This is a genomic window from Nocardiopsis dassonvillei (assembly GCF_964273065.1).
GTDB classification, from domain to species: Bacteria; Actinomycetota; Actinomycetes; order Streptosporangiales; family Streptosporangiaceae; genus Nocardiopsis; species Nocardiopsis dassonvillei_B.
Map to the genome: position 1 here is coordinate 4,261,624 of NZ_OZ186815.1, position 20,480 is coordinate 4,282,103.

Annotated in this window: 17 protein-coding genes; 12 read left to right on the forward strand and 5 right to left on the reverse strand. The window is 73.9% G+C overall.

What is annotated here, in order from left to right; translation table 11 throughout:
- The first annotated feature begins 68 nt into the window (after positions 1-68).
- The 9 genes from ptsP (at position 69) to ACSUPR_RS19120 (ending at position 9,177) form a co-directional block, all read left to right on the forward strand.
- On the forward strand, positions 69-1,748 hold the full coding sequence (gene ptsP / locus ACSUPR_RS19080; RefSeq protein WP_436886058.1) for a phosphoenolpyruvate--protein phosphotransferase: 1,680 nt from the start codon (positions 69-71) through the stop codon (positions 1,746-1,748).
- A gap of 900 nt (positions 1,749-2,648) precedes the next feature.
- Positions 2,649-3,623: a LysR family transcriptional regulator gene (locus ACSUPR_RS19085; RefSeq protein ID WP_436886059.1), complete on the forward strand. Its 975-nt coding sequence runs from the start codon at positions 2,649-2,651 to the stop codon at positions 3,621-3,623.
- Between the two features lie 306 nt (positions 3,624-3,929).
- Positions 3,930-5,063: an ABC transporter substrate-binding protein gene (locus ACSUPR_RS19090; RefSeq protein WP_436886060.1), complete on the forward strand. Its 1,134-nt coding sequence runs from the start codon at positions 3,930-3,932 to the stop codon at positions 5,061-5,063.
- Positions 5,060-5,914 (forward strand): ABC transporter permease, encoded by an 855-nt coding sequence (locus ACSUPR_RS19095; RefSeq protein ID WP_436886061.1) that lies wholly within the window; start codon positions 5,060-5,062, stop codon positions 5,912-5,914. Before ACSUPR_RS19090 ends, ACSUPR_RS19095 begins: the two co-directional genes overlap by 4 nt.
- Positions 5,914-6,786, forward strand: a complete 873-nt coding sequence (locus ACSUPR_RS19100; RefSeq protein ID WP_436886062.1) for an ABC transporter permease — start codon at positions 5,914-5,916, stop codon at positions 6,784-6,786. Before ACSUPR_RS19095 ends, ACSUPR_RS19100 begins: the two co-directional genes overlap by 1 nt.
- Entirely contained in the window at positions 6,783-7,577 is a 795-nt protein-coding gene (locus ACSUPR_RS19105) for an ABC transporter ATP-binding protein (protein ID WP_436886063.1), read from the forward strand. Before ACSUPR_RS19100 ends, ACSUPR_RS19105 begins: the two co-directional genes overlap by 4 nt.
- A complete protein-coding gene (locus ACSUPR_RS19110; protein ID WP_436886064.1) occupies positions 7,567-7,902 on the forward strand; it encodes a hypothetical protein in 336 nt (111 codons plus the stop codon). The genes ACSUPR_RS19105 and ACSUPR_RS19110 overlap by 11 nt, the downstream gene beginning before the upstream one ends.
- Positions 7,903-7,946: 44 nt before the next feature.
- On the forward strand, positions 7,947-8,657 hold the full coding sequence (locus tag ACSUPR_RS19115) for an SDR family NAD(P)-dependent oxidoreductase (RefSeq protein WP_436886065.1): 711 nt from the start codon (positions 7,947-7,949) through the stop codon (positions 8,655-8,657).
- 22 nt (positions 8,658-8,679) lie between these two features.
- Positions 8,680-9,177 (forward strand): 2,4'-dihydroxyacetophenone dioxygenase family protein, encoded by a 498-nt coding sequence (locus ACSUPR_RS19120; RefSeq protein WP_436886066.1) that lies wholly within the window; start codon positions 8,680-8,682, stop codon positions 9,175-9,177.
- A gap of 606 nt (positions 9,178-9,783) precedes the next feature.
- Here the strand turns inward: ACSUPR_RS19120 and ACSUPR_RS19125 are convergent.
- Positions 9,784-10,251, reverse strand: coding sequence for a hypothetical protein (locus ACSUPR_RS19125; RefSeq protein ID WP_436886067.1), 468 nt, complete (start codon positions 10,249-10,251; stop codon positions 9,784-9,786).
- A gap of 156 nt (positions 10,252-10,407) precedes the next feature.
- Here ACSUPR_RS19125 and ACSUPR_RS19130 point away from each other — a divergent pair, with 156 nt between their 5' ends.
- A complete protein-coding gene (locus ACSUPR_RS19130) occupies positions 10,408-13,401 on the forward strand; it encodes an alpha-mannosidase (RefSeq protein ID WP_436886068.1) in 2,994 nt (997 codons plus the stop codon).
- 114 nt (positions 13,402-13,515) lie between these two features.
- On the opposite strand, the gene ACSUPR_RS19135 is transcribed toward ACSUPR_RS19130, so the two are convergent.
- The 3 genes from ACSUPR_RS19135 to ACSUPR_RS19145 form a co-directional block, all read right to left on the reverse strand.
- Complete coding sequence (locus ACSUPR_RS19135) at positions 13,516-14,406, reverse strand: carbohydrate ABC transporter permease (RefSeq protein WP_436886069.1); 891 nt, start codon at positions 14,404-14,406, stop codon at positions 13,516-13,518.
- Positions 14,403-15,239, reverse strand: coding sequence for a carbohydrate ABC transporter permease (locus ACSUPR_RS19140; protein ID WP_436886070.1), 837 nt, complete (start codon positions 15,237-15,239; stop codon positions 14,403-14,405). Before ACSUPR_RS19140 ends, ACSUPR_RS19135 begins: the two co-directional genes overlap by 4 nt.
- Before the next feature lie 120 nt (positions 15,240-15,359).
- Positions 15,360-16,724, reverse strand: coding sequence for an extracellular solute-binding protein (locus tag ACSUPR_RS19145; RefSeq protein WP_436886071.1), 1,365 nt, complete (start codon positions 16,722-16,724; stop codon positions 15,360-15,362).
- Between the two features lie 177 nt (positions 16,725-16,901).
- Here ACSUPR_RS19145 and ACSUPR_RS19150 point away from each other — a divergent pair, with 177 nt between their 5' ends.
- Positions 16,902-18,101: an ROK family transcriptional regulator gene (locus tag ACSUPR_RS19150; protein WP_436886072.1), complete on the forward strand. Its 1,200-nt coding sequence runs from the start codon at positions 16,902-16,904 to the stop codon at positions 18,099-18,101.
- Between the two features lie 11 nt (positions 18,102-18,112).
- Here ACSUPR_RS19150 and ACSUPR_RS19155 read toward each other — a convergent pair whose 3' ends face one another.
- Positions 18,113-19,594, reverse strand: coding sequence for a serine/threonine-protein kinase (locus ACSUPR_RS19155; RefSeq protein WP_436886073.1), 1,482 nt, complete (start codon positions 19,592-19,594; stop codon positions 18,113-18,115).
- 134 nt (positions 19,595-19,728) lie between these two features.
- On the opposite strand from ACSUPR_RS19155, the gene ACSUPR_RS19160 reads away from it, so the two are divergent.
- Positions 19,729-20,478: a class I SAM-dependent DNA methyltransferase gene (locus tag ACSUPR_RS19160; RefSeq protein ID WP_436886074.1), complete on the forward strand. Its 750-nt coding sequence runs from the start codon at positions 19,729-19,731 to the stop codon at positions 20,476-20,478.
- Positions 20,479-20,480: the final 2 nt, after the last annotated feature.

The window sequence follows — 20,480 nt, forward strand, 5'->3', positions numbered from 1 at the left end:
CCGCTGGGGTTCCCTGATAACGGGAGCCCCGGCCCCCTCCGGCCCATCCACCGATTCACGGAGCGACCATGGCGCAGACCCGATCCCTCTCCTCCCTCGGCGGCATCCCGGCGGCTCCGGGCGCGGCGGTCGGCCCGGTGGCGCGCATGGCGCCGCCGCCGCGGCTGCCCGCCGAGCGCCCCGCCGCGGGGGACCCCGGCGCCGAGGCGGAGGCCGCCCGCGCGTCCCTGGAGGAGGTGGCGGCCGGGCTCGACGCGCAGGCCGCCGCCCTCGCCGGGGAGGCCGCCGCGGTGCTGGGGGCACAGGCCCTCATGGCCCGCGACCCCGAGCTCGCCCGCCGGATCGGCGAGCGGGCCGCCGCGGGCGACCCGGCGGCCTGGGCGGTGCACTCCGCCTGCGAGACCTACCGCGACCTGCTCAAGGCCGCCGGGGGCTACCTCGCCGAGCGGGCCGCCGACCTCGCCGACATCCGCGACCGGGCGGTGGCCCTGCTGCTGGGCCTGCCCATGCCGGGCCTGCCCGACCCGGGCGTGCCGCACGTGCTGGTCGCCGACGACCTCGCCCCCGCCGACACCGTCCACCTGGACCCGGCCAGGGTCCTGGGCATCGTCACCCGGTACGGCGGTCCCACCAGCCACACCGTCATCCTGTCCCGCGCCCTCAGCATCCCGGCGGTGGTCGGCTGCGCGGGCGCCGACACCCTCACCGACGGGACCCCGGTGGCGATCGACGGCGACGAGGGCACCGTCGTCGCCGAACCCGACGAGGACACCGTGCGGCGGGCGCTCCACCGCGCCGAGCTGCGGCGCTCCCTGGCGGCGTCCGCCACCGGCCCGGGGGCCACCGCCGACGGCGTGTCCGTCCCGCTGCTGCTCAACATCGGCGAGGGGGACCCGCAGGCCTCCGCCGCCCACGACAGCGAGGGCGTGGGGCTGCTGCGCACCGAGTTCCTGTTCCTGGAGCGCACCGAGCCGCCCACCCGCGACGAGCAGACCGCCGCCTACATCGGGCTGTTCTCGGCGTTCGCCGGGCGCCCGCTCACCGTGCGCACCCTCGACGCGGGCTCGGACAAGCCGCTGGCGTTCGTCCCGATGGGCGAGGAGGACAACCCGGCCCTGGGGGTGCGCGGCTACCGCACCGCCCGGCTGCACCGGGAGCTGCTGGTGGACCAGCTCGCCGCCATCGCGGCGGCGACCAAGGAGACCGGGGCGGACGTGCGGGTGATGGCGCCGATGGTGTCCACCCCCGACGAGGCGAGGGAGTTCGCCGGCCTCGCCCGCGCCCAGGGGGTGACCCGGGTGGGGGTGATGATCGAGGTCCCGGCGGCGGCCCTGCTCGCGGACCGGCTGCTGCGCGAGGTGGACTTCGTGTCGATCGGCACCAACGACCTCGCCCAGTACACGATGGCCGTCGACCGCACCCTGGGCTCGCTGCCGGACCTGCTCGACCCGTGGCAGCCCGCCCTGTTGTCGCTGATCGGCACCGTGGGCGGGGCGGGCGACCACCTGGGCGTCCCGGTGGGGGTGTGCGGGGAGGCCGCGGCCGACCCGCTGCTGGCGCTGGTCCTGGTGGGCCTGGGGGCGACGAGCCTGTCGATGTCCGCCCCGGCGCTGCCGGGGGTGCGCCACGCCCTCTCGCTCCACACCCTGGACGAGTGCCGCCGCCTGGCCCATCTCGCCCTGGCGGCCGCGGGCGCGGGCGCGGCCCGCGAGGCGGTCCGCGCGGCCGCCCGCACCGAGACCCCATGATCGCCGCTGCGGCCGGGGCGGGGCCCTGCCGCAGCGGTTCCCGAACACCGTGGCCGTGCCCCCGCCACGGCCCCGGGCCCGGGCCGACGCCGCACCGCGCGCACCCGGGCCCCGTGCCCGCGCCGGTGATGGGCGGTCACGGCCGGTACACCGCGGCCCTGTCCCTGCCGCGGGTCCGCGCCGTGCTCCGTCCGGCGGCGCCGACCCCGTCCGGCCTCCGCGGCTCCGCCTCTGCCGCGGTCCGCGCGGCGCCCGCGCCGGCGATGCGCCGGCGGCGCGGCCGGGCACACCGCGGCGCCGCCCCCGCCGTGATCCCTCCGCCGCTCCTTCCGGGAGCGGCGACCCCGACCGCCGCGTCGGTGCGGCCCGGCCGTGGGACCGGCCCGCCGCACCGGGTGCGGCCCGGGGCGCCGTCCGCCTGACCGCACGGCGCCCCCGCGGCGGGGGCGGCCTGGAATCCGCCCCCGCCGCACCCGTGTACGCCGACGCCACCGCGGGCACGGCGTGGTTCCTCGGGCCGCCCGCGACTCCCGCCGCCCGTGGGTTCCGCGCCCGCGGGTTCCGTGCCCGCCCCTCCACGGCCCCCGACCGGGCCGGGCGGCCCCGCGGCCGCCATCCGCGGGCGGCGAGGCCGTCGGGGCCTTCGTGCAGGTGGAGACCTCCGGGCGGCTCGCACACGCGACGAAGAGGGGGCCGGAGGGGAGGCGATGCGGAGAAGCCGTGCGGGCCCGTCAGCGGGGCGGCCCGGACGCATGGTCCGATCAGGAAAGCCAATAGTCCGGACGAAAAGGGACTCGGTTCCCGCTGTCGAGGGGTTACATCCTGTTCTGGGGTGTATACGCGTTTTGTATCCTGCGTAACATCAGCCCCAGTGACAACTTTATACGGGAGCGAATCCGCATGCTCGACACGGACATACGTCTGGAATGGTTCGTATCCTTCCTGGCCGTGATCGACACCGGGAGCTTCGTCGCCGCAGCCGAGTCCACCCGCAGGTCCCAGCCCCGGGTGAGCCAGCACGTGGCGGCGCTGGAACGGGAGATCGGGCAACCCCTCTTCGACCGCAAGAAGCGCCCGGTCCGGCTCACGGAGGCTGGTGCCGCCCTGGCGGTGCAGGCCCGCAACGTCCTCCACGCCCTGGAGGAGGCCGAGTCCGCGATGGCACCCTGGCGCGGCGGTGCCCTGGGCATCGTCACCCTGGGCTCCTACCCCAGCGTCAGCGCCGCGTTCGTCCCGGACCTGCTGCGCGACCTGGCCGCCCGCGAGCCCGACATCAGGGTGGTCCTGTCCGAGCGCGCCACCCTGGAACTGGACGAGGCCCTCATCTCCGGGGACGTCGACCTCTACCTGCGGCCCATGCTCCCCCGGCCCGCCTCGGAGTCCGTCAACTGCCTCCCGCTGTGGCGCGAGCCGCTGGTGCTCGTGCACGCCGAGGACCACCCCCTGGGCCTGGTCCCCGACCCCGTACCCCTGGACGAGGTGGCCGCGCACCCCATCGTCTCGATCGGCCGCCTGGACGCCCCGGAGACCTCCGAGTTCGAGACCTACCGGGTGTTCCGGGACCACGGGCTGGCCATAGAGCCGGTCCAGGCCACCAACCAGCCCCAGACCCTGGTGTCCCTGGTCGCCCGGGGGATCGGCGTCGGCGTCACCAACTGGCTGGCGGCCCGGACGGCGGACACCACCGGGGTCCGGGTGCGGACGCTGGCGGGGGCGCCCGAACGCGGCGTGGCGGTGTGCTGGGACTCCACCCGCCCCCTCACCCCGGCGGCGCGGATCGTTCTCAGGGAGATCTCCGAAAGGGACATCCCCGAAGGAACTATTCGGATCCCGAATAAGACGAGCACGCGCAGGCAGGTCCCCCTACCCCGCTGAACGGTCTGCCGCACATCGATCCGCACAGTATTCGGTTTGCGGATAACCCCATAAAGGAATTGCTCTTAACGGTCTCACGCCACTGTCGGTACGGTCGTGAGCGACGGCGCGAGGAGGATTCGCGCGGCGGCACCCCCGTGCCCCCGTTCCCGCGTCGCCCCGTTCCCTCCCCTCTCCGACCCCCGCGTCCCGGCCCCGCCGTGTCCTCCCGCCCCGGGCGGCCCAGCGCCGCCCCGTCCGGGCGCGGACACGGCGGCCCCGTGCGCCCGCGCGGGGTGTTCGGTCACGCCAACCGGAAGATCTCCCATGCCCCGACCTCTTCTCGCCCCCCTCGCCCTCGCGGGCACGCTCGTCCTGCTGTCCACGGCCTGCTCCGGAGGTTCCACCGTCGACGACGTGGTGGAGGGGGCGGCGGAACCCGTCAGCGGCTCCCTCAAAGCCGGCTACGTCTCGGCGATCGACCAGATCGGCCTGCCCGTCGGCACCGAGCTCGGCCTCTTCGAGGAGCAGGGCCTGGACGTGACCCTCGCCGACCCGTTCCCCACCGGTGTGGACGCCATCAACGCCCTCACCTCCGGGGAGGTCGACATCATCCAGGTCGGCGTCCCCGCCCTGGCCGCCGCCCAGGAGGGCGTCGAGCTGGCCCTGGTCGGCAACTACACGGGCTCCGCCGTCCAGCGCAGCATCGACGAGACCGCCGCCGTCGTCGCCGTCGAGGACTCCGAGATCGACCCCGACGACCTGAGCACCCTCAAGGGCGCCACCATCGCCACCACCTTCGGGTCCATCAACCACCTGTACCTGCTGGGCCTGCTCAAGGACCTGAGGATCGACGTCGAGGACGTGGACCTGGTCAACACCGCCCCGCCGGACATGCCGGTCGCCCTGGAGACCGGCGGCGCGGACGCCGCCGTCATCTGGGACCCCTGGCCGATCACCATCCAGAACCAGGTCGAGGGCTCCTACGAGGTGGTCCGGGGCGGCGGCTACATCCCCTTCATCGGGTACATCGTCACCACCCCGCAGTACCTGGAGGAGAACCCGGAGCTGGTCGAGGCCTTCCTCACGGCCCGGGCCGCCAGCGACCAGTGGATCCGCCAGAACCCCGAGGAGGCCTCCGACTCCGCGGCCCGCTGGCTGACCGGCACCGAGCCCGAGGTCGCCCTCGCGGCCATGGAGCACAACGTCCAGCAGCTCGACGCCCGCTTCTCCTCCTGCAACTACCTGGCGGCGGACACCGTCGCCCTGCTGCTGGAGGAGCAGGAGGTGCTGGAGTACGGCTTCGACATCAACAACCTGTTCGCCCCGGGGCCGATCCTGGCCGTGGAGGAGAACAACCCGGAGCTGTTCTCGGACCTGGCCGAGGTGCCCACCGACGCACAGATCGACCCCGACTTCACGTTCATCCGCGAGGTCGCCCAGAACTCGTGCGCGGTATGAGCCACCTTCCCGTCCGGGGCGGCGACGCCCCGGCGGCACCCCGTCCCGGTGCGGCCGTCCCACGCCGCGGCCGCACCGGGTCGTGGGCCGCGGACCTCGCCTGGTTCGTGGCCCCGCTGGCGGTCCTGGTGGCCCTGTGGGCGGCGGCCGTCGCCGCCACCGGGGTCCCCACACGGGTGTTCCCCCAGGTCACCGATGTGGTCCGGGCCCTGTGGGACATGGCCGTCAGCGGGGAGCTGGCCCGGCACGTGGGCGCCAGCCTGTACCGGGTCTTCATGGGTTCGGTGATCGCCGTGGCCACCGCGCTGCCCTTCGGCATCGCCCTGGGCGCCAGCCGGGCCCTGTCCGCGTTCTTCTCGCCGCTGCTGCGGTTCTCGGTGGCGCTGGCGGGCATCGCCTGGATCCCCGTCGCCACCCTGTGGCTGGGCTACGGCGACGGCGCGGTGATCTTCATCGTCTGGAACGCCATGTTCTTCGCGCTGGCCTACAACACCATGCTGGGCGTGCGCCGCATCCCGACCTCGCTGCTGCGCTCGGCCCGCTCCCTGGGGGCGGGCCCGTGGCGGCTCTTCTGGGAGGTGCTGCTGCCCGGGGCGATGCCCAGCGTCATCGCGGGCCTGCGCATCGGCCTGGGCTACGGCTGGCGCGGCCTGGTCGCCGCGGAGATCATCGCGACCCACGCGGGCCTGGGCTACGCGCTCTTCCTGGCCCAGACCTCGTTCTCGACCGACGTCATCATCGCCGCGATGGTGGTCATCGGCGTCCTGTGGCTCTGCACGGACCGCCTGCTGCTGGCACCCCTGGAACGGCGCACGGTCCGGCGCTGGGGCATGACCTCGGGAGAGGGGTGATGGCGGTGCGCTCCGCCGAACGCAAGAGGGCGGCCGGGCCCGGCAGGCCCGCCCGCGCCCCCGCCCCGCCGCACCGCAGGCTGTGGCTGCGGCTGACCCGCAGCCCCGCCCTGCGCACGCTGGGCCCCTTCGTCCCCGTGGTCGCCCTGTGGTGGCTGGTCGCCGAGCTCGGGGTGTTCCCGGCCGCCTTCTTCGTCGGCCCCGACCGCGTGGTCGCCGAGTTCGCCGAGCTCGTCCGCAAGGGCGTGCTGCCCGGGTACCTGTCCGACTCGCTGGAGCGACTGGCCTACGGCGCGGGGTTCGGCCTGCTCATCGGCATCCCCATGGGGTTCCTGACGGCGCTGTCCCTGCGGGTGCGCAAGGCGCTGTGGCCGGTCCTGCTGTTCTTCCAGGCGATCGCCGACATCGCCTGGCTGCCGATCGTCATCGTCTGGTTCGGGTTCAGCCTGACCGCGGTCACGTTCGTCATCGTCTACACGGTCGTGTTCCCGATCATGCTCGCCGTCGTCTCCGGGGTCGAGCAGGTGCCCCGGGAGCTGGTGCTGGCCGCGCGGTCGCTCGGCGCCGGGCGCCTGCGGGTGTTCTGGGAGGTGACCGTGCCGGGCGCGCTGCCGTCCATCGCCACCGGGGTGCGCACCGGGCTGGGCTACGGGTGGCGGGCGCTGGTGGCCGCCGAGATCATCGTCGGGACCAGCGGTATCGGGTTCATGATGTTCGACGCCCGGCGGGTGGGCGACGTGAGCCAGGTCTTCCTCGGCATGGTCGTGCTGGGGATCCTCTGGTACATGCTCGACGCCCTCGTCCTGGCTCCGTTCGAGAGGGCCACCGTGGAACGGTGGGGATTGGTTCGCGGTATGGAGGACGACGGATGACCGCCCTGGTGATCGACCACCTGGAGAAGACCTACACCGACGCCTACACCGGGGACGAGGTCGTGGCCATCGGCGACGTCTCCTTCTCGGTGTCCGAGGGCGAGTTCGTGTCCGTCCTGGGCCCCAGCGGCTGCGGCAAGACCACGGTCCTGAACACGGTGGCCGGGTTCGTCCGGCCCACCTCCGGCACGGTCTCCGTGGCCGGGAACCGGGTCACCGGCCCGGGCCCCGACCGGGGCGTCGTCTTCCAGAACCACGCGCTGTTCCCGTGGAAGACCGTGCTCGGGAACGTGGTCTTCGGCCTGCGGATGAAGGGGATGCCGCGCCGTGAGCGCGAGGAGCGCGGCCGCGAGTACCTGGCCCTGGTCGGCCTGGAGGGGTTCGAGCGCCGCTACCCGCACGAGCTGTCCGGCGGTATGCGCCAGCGGCTCGGGGTCGCCCGGGTGCTGGCCACCGAGCCCGCCGTGATGCTCATGGACGAGCCGTTCGCCAGCATCGACGCCCAGACCCGGCGCCGCCTCCAGGAGGACCTCACCCGGATCTTCGAGGAGCGCAGGCCCACCGTGTTCTTCGTGACCCACGACATCGACGAGGCCGTGTTCCTGTCCGACCGGATCGTCGTCCTCTCGGGGCGTCCCAGCACGGTCCGGGAGATCGTCCGGGTGGACCTGCCCCGGCCCCGGACCTGGGACGCCGCCGTGGGCCACCCGGGGTTCCGCGCCACCGTCGCCCACGTCAACGGCCTCCTGGCCGAGGGGGAGACCGAGGGGGCCGCGGCCGATGTGGAGTAGAGCGGCCTCCTCGCCCACCCTGCGCCGGATCGCCGCGGTCGTCCTGGCGGTCCTGCTGTACCAGGGCTGGCTCTCCTTCCAGGCGGTCGGCAAGGCCGAACCCGGCCTGGGCGACGATCCCGACGAGCGAGGCCGCTTCCCCGTCGACGTGGTCCTGGGCTTCCAGCCCGAGCGGTACCACATCCTCCGCCTCCAGAACCACGGCCGGATCGCCGGAACCGACGGCACCGTGGTCCACCTGCGCGGCGTCTCGCCCGCCGGGGTGGACGCCCTGGCCCGCGAGTACTGGATCGACGCGCTCGCCGTCCCCGAGGAGGGGCGTTGACCTCCGGCGCGCCCCGGCGCGCCCACCACCCCCGAGAGGAGCCCATGGCCGACACCACCCCGGCCGTCGTCGTGGTCGGCGGGACCAGCGGCATCGGAGCGGCCGTCGCCGCCCGGTTCGCCGCCCGCGGCCACCGTGTCGCCGCCTGCGGACTGCGCGCCGACGACGCCCCCGCCGACCTGCGCGGAGCCGCCGAGATCACCGAACTCGACGTCACCGCGCCCGGAGGGATCGAGCAGTACCTGGATTCCTTCACCGAGATCACCGCGCTGGTCAACGCGGTCGGCGTCATCCGCCGCCGCGAGGAGTTCGACCCGGCCGTGTTCGCCCGCGTCATCGAGGTCAACCTCGTCTCGGTCATGCGGGCCTGCACCGCCGCCCGGCCCGCCCTGGCGGCCGCGGGCGGCAGCGTCGTCAACGTCGCCTCGATGCTGAGCTTCTTCGGCGGCCCCCTGGTGCCCGGCTACACCGCCAGCAAGGGCGGGGTCGCCCAGCTCACCCGGTCCCTGGCGGTGGCCTGGGCGGCCGACGGCGTCCGGGTCAACGCGGTGGCCCCGGGGTGGATCAGCACGGACCTGACCGGCGGCATCCGCAGCGATCCGGCGGCCGAGGCCCGGATCCTGGACCGCACCCCCATGGGCCGCTGGGGGACCCCCGCCGAGGTCGCGGGCGCGGTGGAGTTCCTGTGCGGGCCCGAGGCCGGTTTCATCACCGGCGTCGTCCTGCCCGTCGACGGCGGCTACCTGGCCGCCTGACCCCCTCGAGAAAGGCGAAGCCGTGCCCGACAACACCCCCGTCATCACCCAGTCCGTCGGCATCCCCGACGAGATCGCGGTCGCCGCGGTCCCGGAGGACCCGCGCGTGTGGGTGCCCCAGGCGCCCGACGTGTGGTTCCGCCCGCTGATGCTCAACACCGTCACCGGCCAGTGGTGCAACCTGCTCAAGGTCACCGCGTCCGGCATCGTCTCCCGCCACCGCCACCCGGGCGCCGTGTTCGGGTACGTCATCGAGGGCCGCTGGCACTACCACGAGCACGACTGGGTGGCCGAGGCCGGGCACTTCGTCTACGAGCCGCCCGGCGAGATCCACACCCTCGCGGTCCCGGAGGACTGCGACCGCATGGTCACCTTCTTCAACATCACCGGCGCGATGGTCTACGTGGACGAGAACGGTGCCCAGACCGGGTACGAGGACGTCTTCACGAAGATCGAGATGGCCCGCGCCCACTACGCCTCGGTGGGGCTGGACGGCTACCTGGAGCCGTTCATCCGCTGAACCGGGGTCCGGCCGGGAGTGGTGGGATCCCCCGGCCGGGGGCCGGTTCCGGGGTGAGTGGGATCCCCCGGAACCGGCCGTTCCGCACCCTTCACCCGGAATGGGGGAGGGAACGCCGCCCGCCGCCGTGAGCGGCCCGGCCGGCGCCGGGCCCCTCGGCGGTGCCGTCCGGAAGGCCGGACCCGACAGGGCCGGGGACAGGGCGGGCAGCCCGTCGCCGGCCAGGGCGGGGAGCACCGCCCGCCGCGCGGTCGGCCGACCGCTGTGAGCAGGGTGTTCACCCCGGCCGACGGCAGGATCGCCGCCACGGGGCCCGGGTACGTCGCCGCGCCCGCCGCCGGCGCGCACCGGGCCGGGATCACGGGCCGGGCCGCCCGGGTCCGTCCGACGATGTCGATGGACGCCATCCCGACGGGCAGGGCGACGAACCACGCCACCGCGCCGGCCCCGGCGAGCCGATCAGGACGGTGGACCGGGTCGGCTCCCGGACCGCGAGGGTCGCGGCGAACACGGTGAGCCGCCCGCGCAGCGCCGAAGCGGCGGACCCGGGCCGGAACCGGCGGAAGGCCGGCACCCGCCGCAGCGGGGCCGCATCCGGCGGGAACCTCACAGCTCCGGACCCGCCGCGGCCAGAGACGCCCACAGCAGCGCACAGCCGACCGGCCCGACGAGCACCAGCGCGCCACCCGCCGCCACCCAGCCCCACGCGCCGCCCGCCCGGCGGTCCTCGGCCGCGGCAGCGCCGGTGGGCGCCCTGCCTCCGGGGGAGCCCCGCAGCAGGCCCCGCCAGCCGAGGGCGACACCGGCGGCGGGCGGGAGCAGCAGCAGGAGCACGGCCGCGGGGGACAGGGCGGCGAACCGCCCGGCGGCCCGGTTGCAGTGGTTCGCGGCCACGTCCCCCGAGGTCAGCGCGCAGGAGAAGGGTTCGGCCGCGGTCAGGGCGAGGACGGCCGCCCACGCGGCGGCCACCAGGGCCGCCAGCGTCACGGCGCCCATGGCCAGCCGCGGCGCGGGCGAGGGGCGCGGCCGCCCACCACCGGCGGCGCGGCCCGGGGGGAGCAGGGGGGAGCTCATGTACCCCCATCGTAGGAGACCGGCGCCCTCCCGGGCAGTCCCCGGACCGGGTCCGGGCCGGACTCCTCACATCTCTTTATCCAGAGTGTTGACGAAGTCATGTGACGTGGGCAACGTTGGGCACGTCGGCCAGGGACGTGACCGAGGAGGTCCACCGTGCACGATGACCGCAAGCTGACCGAAGCGCGCCTGGAGAGGGTCCTGCGCGAACGCGTATGGCCCGCCGTCCACGGCCCGTCCGTCCCCCTGGAGGTCTCCCGCTGGGACGCCCCGGGGGAGCCCGTCCCCGCCGAGGAGGGCATCGCCGCCCCACACGCCCCCGCATCCGTCGGCGACACATGGGGGCCCGCCTGGGGCACCACCTGGTTCCGCTTCCGCGGACGGGTCCCCCGGGAGTGGGAGGGCCGCACCGTCGAGGCCGTCCTCGACCTCGGTTTCGACGCGAACATGCCCGGCTTCCAGGCCGAGGGCCTGGTCCACCGACCCGACGGCACCGTGCTCAAGGGCCTCAACCCCCGCAACGCCTGGGTCCGCCTCCCCGCCGCCGAGACCGAGGCCGACCTCCACGTGGAGGCCGCCGCCAACCCCGTCATCCTCGGGAACCCGCCCTTTCGGCCCACCGACCTGGGCTCGGCCCCCGCCGGGCCCGACGGCCCGCCCCTGTACCGGCTGGCCCGCGCCGACCTGGCCGTCTTCCAGGAGCAGGTGTGGGACCTGGCCATGGACCTCGACGTCCTCGGCGGCGTCATGCGCGAACTCGACCCCGGCGACCCCCGCCGCTGGGAACTGCTGCGGGCGGTCGAACGCGCCCTGGACCTGCTCGACCTCCAGGACGTCCCCGGCACCGCCGGCCGCGCCCGCGGGGCCCTGGCCGGGGCGCTGGCCTCCCCGGCCGCGCCCGCCGCCCACCGGCTCTCCGCCGTGGGCCACGCCCACATCGACTCCGCCTGGCTGTGGCCGCTGCGCGAGACCCGGCGCAAGGTCGCCCGCACCGCCGCCAACGTCGTGAACCTCCTGGACGACCACCCCGGGCTGGTCTTCGCCATGTCCCAGGCCCAGCAGTGGGCGTGGCTCCAGGAGCACCGCCCCGACGTCTTCTCCCGGGCGGCGCAGGCCGCGAAGGAGGGCAGGTTCGTGCCGGTGGGCGGCATGTGGGTGGAGTCCGACACCAACATGCCCGGCTCGGAGGCCCTGGCCCGCCAGTTCGTGTACGGCAAGCGCTACTTCCGCGACGAGCTGGGCATCGACACCCGGGAGGTGTGGCTGCCCGACTCCTTCGGCTACTCCGCGGCGCTGCCCCAGCTCATCCGCCTGTCGGGCTCGCGCTGGTTCCTCACCCAGAAGATCTCCTGGAGCCAGACCAACACCTTCCCCCACCACACGTTCCGCTGGGAGGGCCTGGACGGCACCCGGGTCTTCACCCACTTCCCCCCGGTGGACACCTACAACTCCGAGCTGACCGGCCACGAGCTCGCCCACGCCGCCCGCAACTTCCGGGAGAAGGGCCGCGCCACCCGCTCCCTGGTCCCGTTCGGCCACGGCGACGGCGGGGGCGGCCCCACCCGGGAGATGCTGGGCCGGGCCGCCCGGCTGGCCGACCTGGAGGGCTCCGCCCGGGTGGAGATCCAGCGGCCGGACGCGTTCTTCGCCGAGGCGGAGGCCGAGTACCCCGACGCCCCGGTGTGGTGGGGCGAGCTGTACCTGGAGTTCCACCGCGGCACCTACACCAGCCAGGCCCGCACCAAGCAGGGCAACCGCCGGTGCGAGCACCTGCTGCGCGAGGCCGAGCTGTGGTGGACCACCGCGGCCGTGCGACGCGGGGCCGACTACCCCCACGAGGCGCTGGACCGGCTCTGGCGCACGGTGCTGCTCAACCAGTTCCACGACATCCTCCCGGGCAGCTCCATCGCCTGGGTGCACCGGGAGGCCGCCGAGGCCTACGCGGAGGCGGAGGCCGAACTCGGCGCGCTCATCGACCGGGCGCAGCGCCTGCTGGTCGGCCCGGGCGACGGGGTGGTCGAGTTCAACGCCGCCCCGCACGACCGCGGCGGAGTCCCGGCGCTGGGCGCCGCGCCCCGGAGGCCGCCGGAGGGCGACACCGGGACCACCACCGTCGACGGCTCGTACCTGCTGGCCAACGGCCTGCTCACGGTCCGCGTGGACGCCCGCGGACTGGTCACCTCCGTCGTGGACCGGGAGACCGGCCGGGAGGCGCTGGCCGGCCCGGCCAACCTGCTCCAGCTCCACCAGGACCTGCCCAACCAGTGGGACGCCTGGGACGTGGACTCCTTCTACCGCAACACCGTCACCGACCTCACCGCCGTGGACGGGATCGAGATCGTCGGCGACGGCCTGCGGATCACCCGCTCCTTCGGCGACTCCGCCGTCGTGCAGACCCTCACCCTGGCCCCCGGCTCCCGGCGGCTGGACGTGGAGACGGTCGTGGACTGGCACGAACGGGAGAAGTTCCTCAAGGCCGCCTTCCCCCTGGACGTGCGCGCGGAGTCCTCCGCGGCGGAGATCCAGTTCGGGCACGTGCGCCGCCCGACCCACACCAACACCTCCTGGGACGCCGCCAGGTTCGAGATCTGCGCCCACCGCTGGCTGCACGTGGCCGAACCCGGCTACGGAGCCGCACTGGTCAACGACTCCACCTACGGCCACGACGTCACCCGCGACGTGCGCGAGGACGGCGGTACCACCACCACGGTCCGGCTGTCGCTGCTGCGCGCGCCCCGCTTCCCCGACCCCGAGACAGACCAGGGCGAGCACCGGTTCCGGTACGCGCTGGTCCCGGGGGCGACGGTGGCCGACGCGGTCCGCGAGGGGTACCGGCTCAACCTGCCGCCGCGCGAGGTCGGCGGCACCGGGGCGGTGGAGCCCCTGGTGCGGGTGGAGGGGGCCGGGGTGGCGGTCGAGGCGCTCAAGCCCGCCGACGACCGCTCCGGCGACGTCGTGCTGCGCCTGTACGAGTCGCTGGGCGCCCGCACCCGCGCCACGGTGCGCTTCGGGTTCCCGGTGTCGGGGGTGCGCGCGGTGAACCTGCTGGAGGAGGAGTACGAGGGCGCCCCGGACCTGGACGCGGGGGAGGGCGGGGTGGCCTTCTCCCTGCGGCCCTTCCAGATCGTCACCCTGCGCCTGGCCCGCTGAACCCGGGCGGGGCGCACCGGGCCGTGTGCCCGGTGCGCTCCGCGAAGGCCCCGTTCCCGGGCCCCGCTCCGCGGTGCGCGGACGGGCCGGCCCCCGGGGCCCGGGGGGCGCGGTTCAGCCCTTCATCGCGCCGCCCAGCGTGAACCGCCCGCCCATCGCCCGCGACACCGCCAGGTACAGCGCCACCACCGGCAGGGTGTACAGCAGCGAGTACGCCGCCAGCTCGCCGTAGCGCACCGACCCGTACTGCCCGAAGAACGTGAACACCCGCACCGCCGCCGGCATCTTGTCCGGGCTGGACAGCAGGATGAACGGCACGAAGAAGTTCCCCCACGTGCTCACCAGCGTGAAGATCCCGACCACCGCCAGCCCCGGCGCCAGCAGCGGCGCCACCAGGTACCGGATGGACTGCCAGGTCGACGCCCCGTCCACCCAGGCCGCCTCCTCCAGGGCGATGGGGATGCCGTCGATGAAGTTCTTGGTCAGCCAGATCCCGAACGGCAGCGTGCTCGCCGCCAGGAACAGGGTGGTGGCCCACAGCGAGTTCAGCAGGCCCGCGTTCACGAACAGCCCGTACACCGGCACCATGATCGCCGTGATGGGCAAGCCGGTCGCGAACAGCACCGTGTACAGGAACGGCCGCTTGAACCGCAGCGTGTACCGCGACAGCGGGTAGGCCGCCAGCATCGAGCAGAACGCCGTGATGACCGCCGCCCCGCCGCAGGTCAGCACACTGTTCCAGAGCGGCCGGTAGACGGTCTCCGGGGTGAGGATCGCCCGGAAGTTGTCCAGGGTGGGCACGCCCGGCAGCCCCGCCCGCAGCGTGGCCTCCCCGTCCACCGAGGCGAACAGCATCCACAGCAGCGGCAGCAGGAACAGCAGCGCCAGCACCGCCAGGACCAGGTGGACCAGCACCGCCCCGGCGGCCCGGCCCGGGGAGGCGACCGCGGCGATCCGGGGCCGCCGGGGCCCGGCGCCGCCCGCCCGCGTCCTCGCAGTCGTCATGCCCGCTCCTCCCTGCTGAGCATCCGTACGTAGACGACCGAGAACAGCCCGGCGACCACCAGCAGCGCCAGCGCGATCGCCGTGCCGTACCCCAGGTCGCCCAGGTCCAGGGCCTCCCGGTACATCAGCAGCGGCAGGGTGGTGCTGCGCGACCCGGGACCGCCCGCGGTCATCACGTAGATGAGTGTGAACACCTGCACGGTCTGGAGGGTGATGAGCAGCAGGGTGGTGGCGACGGTGCGCCGCAGCAGCGGCAGCACCACGTACCAGAGCACCTGGCGGCCCGACGCCCCGTCCACCCGGGCCGCCTCCTCCAGGTCGCGCGGCACCTCCGACAGCCCGGCCCCGTAGGTCATCATCGAGAAGGCGGTGCCCTTCCAGACATTGGCCAGGACCACCGCCAGCAGCGGCGCGGTGAACAGCCAGTTCTGCCCCTGCGCCCCGACGGACCCGAGCAGCGCGTTGAGGGTCCCCTCGCGTTCGAGGAACGCGTACCACACGAACCCCGCCACCACCTCGGGCACCACCCAGGCGCCCACCACCACCGCGCCCACGGCGCCGCGCACGGCCCCGTGCCGGTGGCGCAGCAGCAGCGCCAGCGCCAGACCCAGCACGGTCTGGCCCGCGACCGAACCGAGCAGGAACAGCACGGTGAGCACCGCCGCCGCCCGGAAACGGCGGTCCTGCGCCAGCCGCTCGAAGTTGTCCAGTCCCACGAACGCGGTGTCGGCGGCCTGCGCCCCGGTCAGCGCCTCGTTGGTGAACGACGCCCACACCGTCCACAGGATGGGCCCGGCGAAGAACGCCAGCAGCAGGAACAGGGCGGGCGCCATCGGCACCACCCAGCGGGCCGCCCCGCCCGGGGCGCGCCGGGGACGGCGCGGCCGGGGCGGACCCCCGGGCCCCCGCTCAGGGACCCGCGGCGCGCGGGTCGTCGGTGCGGTCCCCACGGCTCAGGAACCGCCCGTGACGTTGTCGGGCCCGACGATGCCCTCCACCTCCTGGGCGTAGAGGCCGGCGGCCTCCTCGGGGGTCGCCTCGCCGAGCATCACCGCCTCCATCGCCTCCTGGACCGCGATGGAGATGCGCGGGTACTCGCTGTAGGCCGGACGGAAGCCGGTGATGTCCACCAGCGCCGCGAACTCCTCGGCCATGGACGCGTTCTCCAGGAACGCCGGGTCCTCGGCGACGTCGGTGCGGACCGGGATCTGGCCGCCCTCGATCGCGAACTTCACCGCGTTCTCCCTGGACAGGGCGTAGGTCATGACCTTCCAGGCCAGTTCCGGGTTCGTGGCGTGGGCGCCCATCGACAGCGCCCAGCCGCCGGACATGCTGGTCGCCCCGGCGCCCCGACCGTCCTGCGTGGGCATGGGGGTGAACGCCATGACCTCCTCCCAGCCGTCCCAGGGCCGGTTGGCCTCGGGGATCCACGACTGGGTGGCCCAGGAGCCCTCGAGGCTGATGGCCAGCTCGCCGGAGGGGAAGCGCTCCTCGTTGTTCACGGTGCCGACGTTGGTGTCCAGGGCGTCCTGCACCTCCAGGCCCAGGCCCTCGTCGTAGACGGTGCGGACGAACTCCAGGGAGTCGGTGAACCCGCGGCTCCCGGTGACCCACTTCTGCGACCGGTCGTCGAAGAGGGCGTCCTCGGTCCCCGAGAGCAGCATCTGGAAGCCCTGGAGGGAGGCGGCCTCCCCGGCGGGGGTGCCGGAGTAGACGTTGAGCGGAGTGACGTCGCCGCCGAACCCGTCCCTGACCGCCCGGGCGGCGTCCAGGACCTCGTCCCAGGTGGCGGGCTCCCAGGGGGTCTCCACACCCGCCTGCTCCAGGAGTTCGGTGTTGTACCACAGGCCCCGCACGTCGGTGCCGAGCATGACGCCGTACCGCTCGCCCGACAGGGAGGTGACGGCCTGTGCCTCCTGGGTGCTGAACAGGTCGGCGTCCTCCCAGGCGTCGAAGTACCCGTCCAGGGGCATCAGGTAGCCGGCGTCGGCGTCCTGGTTGATGGTGAAGGAGTCCTGGTAGATGAGGTCCGGGGCCTGGCTCGCGGACCCGTTCATGAGGTTGACCTGGGTCTGGTAGTCCTCGGCGGGCGCCTCGATCGCCTGGAGCTCGACGGTGACGCCGGCGTGGTCGGCCTCGAACTCCTCCTTCACCTTCCGCATCAGCGAGTCCATCGCGATGAAGGTGCCGAACTTCTGGTAGGCGATACGGACGGTGTTCTCGTCCCTGTCCGCGGCGCCGCCTCCGCAGCCGGTGGCGGTGAGTGCCAGCACGGCGGCCGCGGCCGTCAGTCGTGTGCGGGGTCCGGTTCCTTTCATCGTGCTCTCCTGGGGAGGTGAGGTGGGGAACGGTCGACCTGCCTTGAGATGAAGTGACGTGTGACACATCATTACTCAAAAGCTTGGATAAAGACAATGGGGTAAGTCGGCGCTTCCAGGGCGGTTACGCTCATGTGGGACCACGACCGGCACCACGAAACCGCAAGGGGAGGCCCCATGGGCACCAACCTCGCCTGGCTCGGCGGGCTCAACCAGAGCCGGGTGCTCGACGCCGTGCGCTCCGCCGACGGGATCAGCCGCGTCGAACTGGCCGCCCAGACCGGGCTGACCGCCCAGACCGTCTCCAACATCGTCCGCCGCCTGCTGGAGGACGGCCTGGTCCGCGAGGACGGCCGGGCCACCTCCCGCGGCGGCAAGCGCGCCACGGTGCTGCGGCTGAACGCCGACGCCTACTACGCCGTCGGCATGCACATCGACCCCGCCTCCACGACCCTCGTCGTCACAGACCTGGCGGGGCACGTGGTCGCCCGCACCCGGCGGCGCACCCCCTCGGCGCAGGGCCCGGGGCGGGTCATCGACGCCCTGTGCCGGTCGGTGCGCGCCATCGTCGAGGAGGCCCCCGCCCCGGACCGCATCCTCGGCCTGGGCGTGGCCACCCCGGGGCCCATCGACACCGAGGGCGCCGTCACCCCGCCCCACCTGCCCGGATGGCGCTCCGTGCCGCTGCGCGAGGCGCTGGGGGAGGGCACCGGGCTCACCACCGTCCTGGACAACGACGCCACCGCCGCCACCATCGGCGAGCGCTGGGCGGGCGGCGAGCGGCGCTCCGCCGACATGGCGTTCGTGTACGTGGGCACCGGCGTGGGCGGCGGGTTCATCCTCGACGGGCGCGTGTACCGGGGCCGCAGCGGCAACGCCGCCGAGATCGGGCACGTGGTGGTCGACCCGGGCGGCCCCGAGTGCCCCTGCGGCAACCGCGGCTGCCTGGAGACCTACCTGGCCCCGCACGCCGTCGCCGCCGAGGCCGCCCGCCGCCGGGGCGAGGACGCCGGCGCCTACGAGCGCGGTCAGGCGCGCACCGTCGCCGCCTACCGCCGGGTGTGCCGCGAGGCCCGCTCGGGGGACCCGGTCGCACTGGAGGTCATCGCCGAGGCGGGGCGGAGGCTGGGCGACGCGGGGACGGCGCTGGTCAACATCATCGACGTGCCGCTGCTGGTGCTCGGCGGCTGGGGCGTCCCCCACGTCGGCGACCTGTACCGGGAGGCGCTGACGACGGCCGTCGCCGGGCGCACCCTGGCCCGGGGCGTGCGCCGGGTACGGGTGGAGACCTCGCTCATCGGCGAGGACGCGGGCGCGATCGGCGCGGCCTCGCTGGTCCTGCACTCGTCGTACTCGCCCACGGTCGGCGGCGTGTGAGCGGGGTGCCGTCAGCTTCCGCTTCCGGCATCGCCCTCCATGTCGATGAACCCATCCCCGGCGATGGACGACAGCGTCGCCTTCACCGCGGCGATCCGCCGGGAGCCGGCGCGCCTTGAGTTCAGGACGGGGACGAACAAGGGGATGGACCATCCGCCCTCGGCCGTCGTCCCCACCGATAGACCGTCCGGTGGCCGCACGCCCGTACGGGGCCAGACGACCAGGTTCGCCCTGTCGTCCAATCCGACTCTCCACACCGTGTTCCACGGAATGGAGTGGGAGGACACCACCTGGCTGAGGCCGGCCCTGTGCACGACGGTCATCTGCTCGTTGTCCAGGATCAGTGAGGTGTTGGGTACGAACCTCCTTCCCTGGAACACGCCCGCGATGAGGAGCACTCCCCCTATGAGGGGAGCCAGGCCCAGTGGGAAGAGGCCGGGCGTCTCTCCCCGGTAGAGGATCAGGGCCAGTACGGTCATCACGACGAGCAACACGAGACACAGGAGCATGCCGATCCGGACCCCCAGAAGGGTCAGCTCCTTGGCCTCGACGTGGTAGGCGTGCCGCTGGGCGGGGGAGGCAGGGTTCGGCGCTCCTGGACCCGGGAGCGGTGCGGGTGGCGCCTCGAAGGCGACAGCCCCCGTGCCCCCGGAATCTCTGACCGCTCTCGGGTCCGGATTCCTCCCGCCCACCGCGCCGGGAGCCACCCGTTCGAGGATCGTCGGGATGGTCGGCCGGGCGGCTGGATCTTTGGACAGGCACGCCGCCACCAGGTCGACGAGCTCCTCCGGTACTCCGGACAGGTCCGGCTCCTCGTGCACGATCCGGTACACCAGGGTGGCGAGCTCCCCGCCGCCGAAGGGGGGCCGCCCCGTGGCGGCGAATACCAGCACGCAGCCGAGCGCGAACACGTCCGTCGCGGGGCCCGGGCCCTCGCCTCGGATCTGCTCCGGGGCCATGAACGACGGGGTGCCCATGATCCCCGTCGAGGTCATGCCGTCGCCGGAGCCCAGGGCCCGCGCGATGCCGAAGTCGATGACCCGGGGGCCGTCCTCGGCCATGATGACGTTGCCCGGCTTGAGGTCCCGGTGGACGATGCCCTGTTCGTGCACCGCCGCCAGGCCCTCGGCCAGACCGGCGGCCAGGGACAGGACCCCGTCGGCGGTCAGGGGACCGTGCCGCCGCACCGCCTCCGACAGCGACGGGCCCGGGACGTAGGCGGTGACCAGCCAGGGCGGGTCGGCGGCGGGGTCGGCGTCCACCACCTGCGCCGTGTAGAAACCTCCCACCCTGCGGGCGGCCTCCACCTCACGGGCGAAGCGCCGGCGGAAGCCCTCGTCCCCCGCCAGCTCCGGCCGCACGACCTTCACCGCGACGGTCCGGCCGCCCGGCGATCTGCCCAGGTACACCCGTCCCATGCCGCCGCCCAGCACGCCCTCCAGGCGGTAGCGGCCGATGGTACGGGGATCGTCGGAACGCAGGGGGTCGACCAAGGGTCCGTTCCTTCCGGTGCTCGTACTGCTTCGGAATCCTCGCAGAGGGCGGTGGTTCTGGGAATACCGGCTTTCCCCGCCCGCTGGGGAAAACCGTGTGCACCGCACCGGGCCCCCGGGTTAGCGTCACGTCCATGAGCGAACCGCAGCCGAAGCCGAACCACTTCGACACCGACGTCGCCGAGCACTACGACACCCCGGGCGAGGGCATGTTCGCTCCGGAGAAGGTCGATCCCGCGGTCGACCTGCTGGCCGAGCTGGCGGGGGAGGGGCGGGCCCTGGAGTTCGCCGTCGGGACCGGGCGCATCGCGCTGCCGCTGGCCGCGCGCGGCGTCCCGGTGCACGGCATCGACCTGTCCCCGGCGATGGTGGAGCGGATGCGCGCCAAGCCGGGAGGCGGGGACATCGACGTGGCCATCGGGGACTTCACCACCACCCGGGTCCCGGGGGAGTTCTCGCTGGTCTACCTGGTCTTCAACACGATCATGAACGTGACCACGCAGGACGAGCAGGTGGAGTGCTTCGTCAACGCTGCCGCACACCTGGAGCGGGGCGGGCGGTTCGTGGTCGAGGTCGGGATCCCGGAGCTGCGCAGGCTGCCCGCGGGGCAGAAGATGGTGCCGTTCCACGTGGGCGAGGACAACTGGGCGTTCGACCTGTACGAACCCGCGACGCAGCGGTCGAGCTCCAACTACGTCAGGGTCGCGGACGGCCGTGGCAGTTTCCGGTCCGTCCCGTTCCGGTACGTGTGGCCCTCGGAGCTGGACCTGATGGCGCGGATCGCGGGGATGCGGCTGGTGGGCCGCTGGCAGGACTGGGACCGGACGCCGTTCGGGGACGAGAGCGAGAAGCACGTGTCGGTCTGGGAGAAGACCGCCGACTGAGG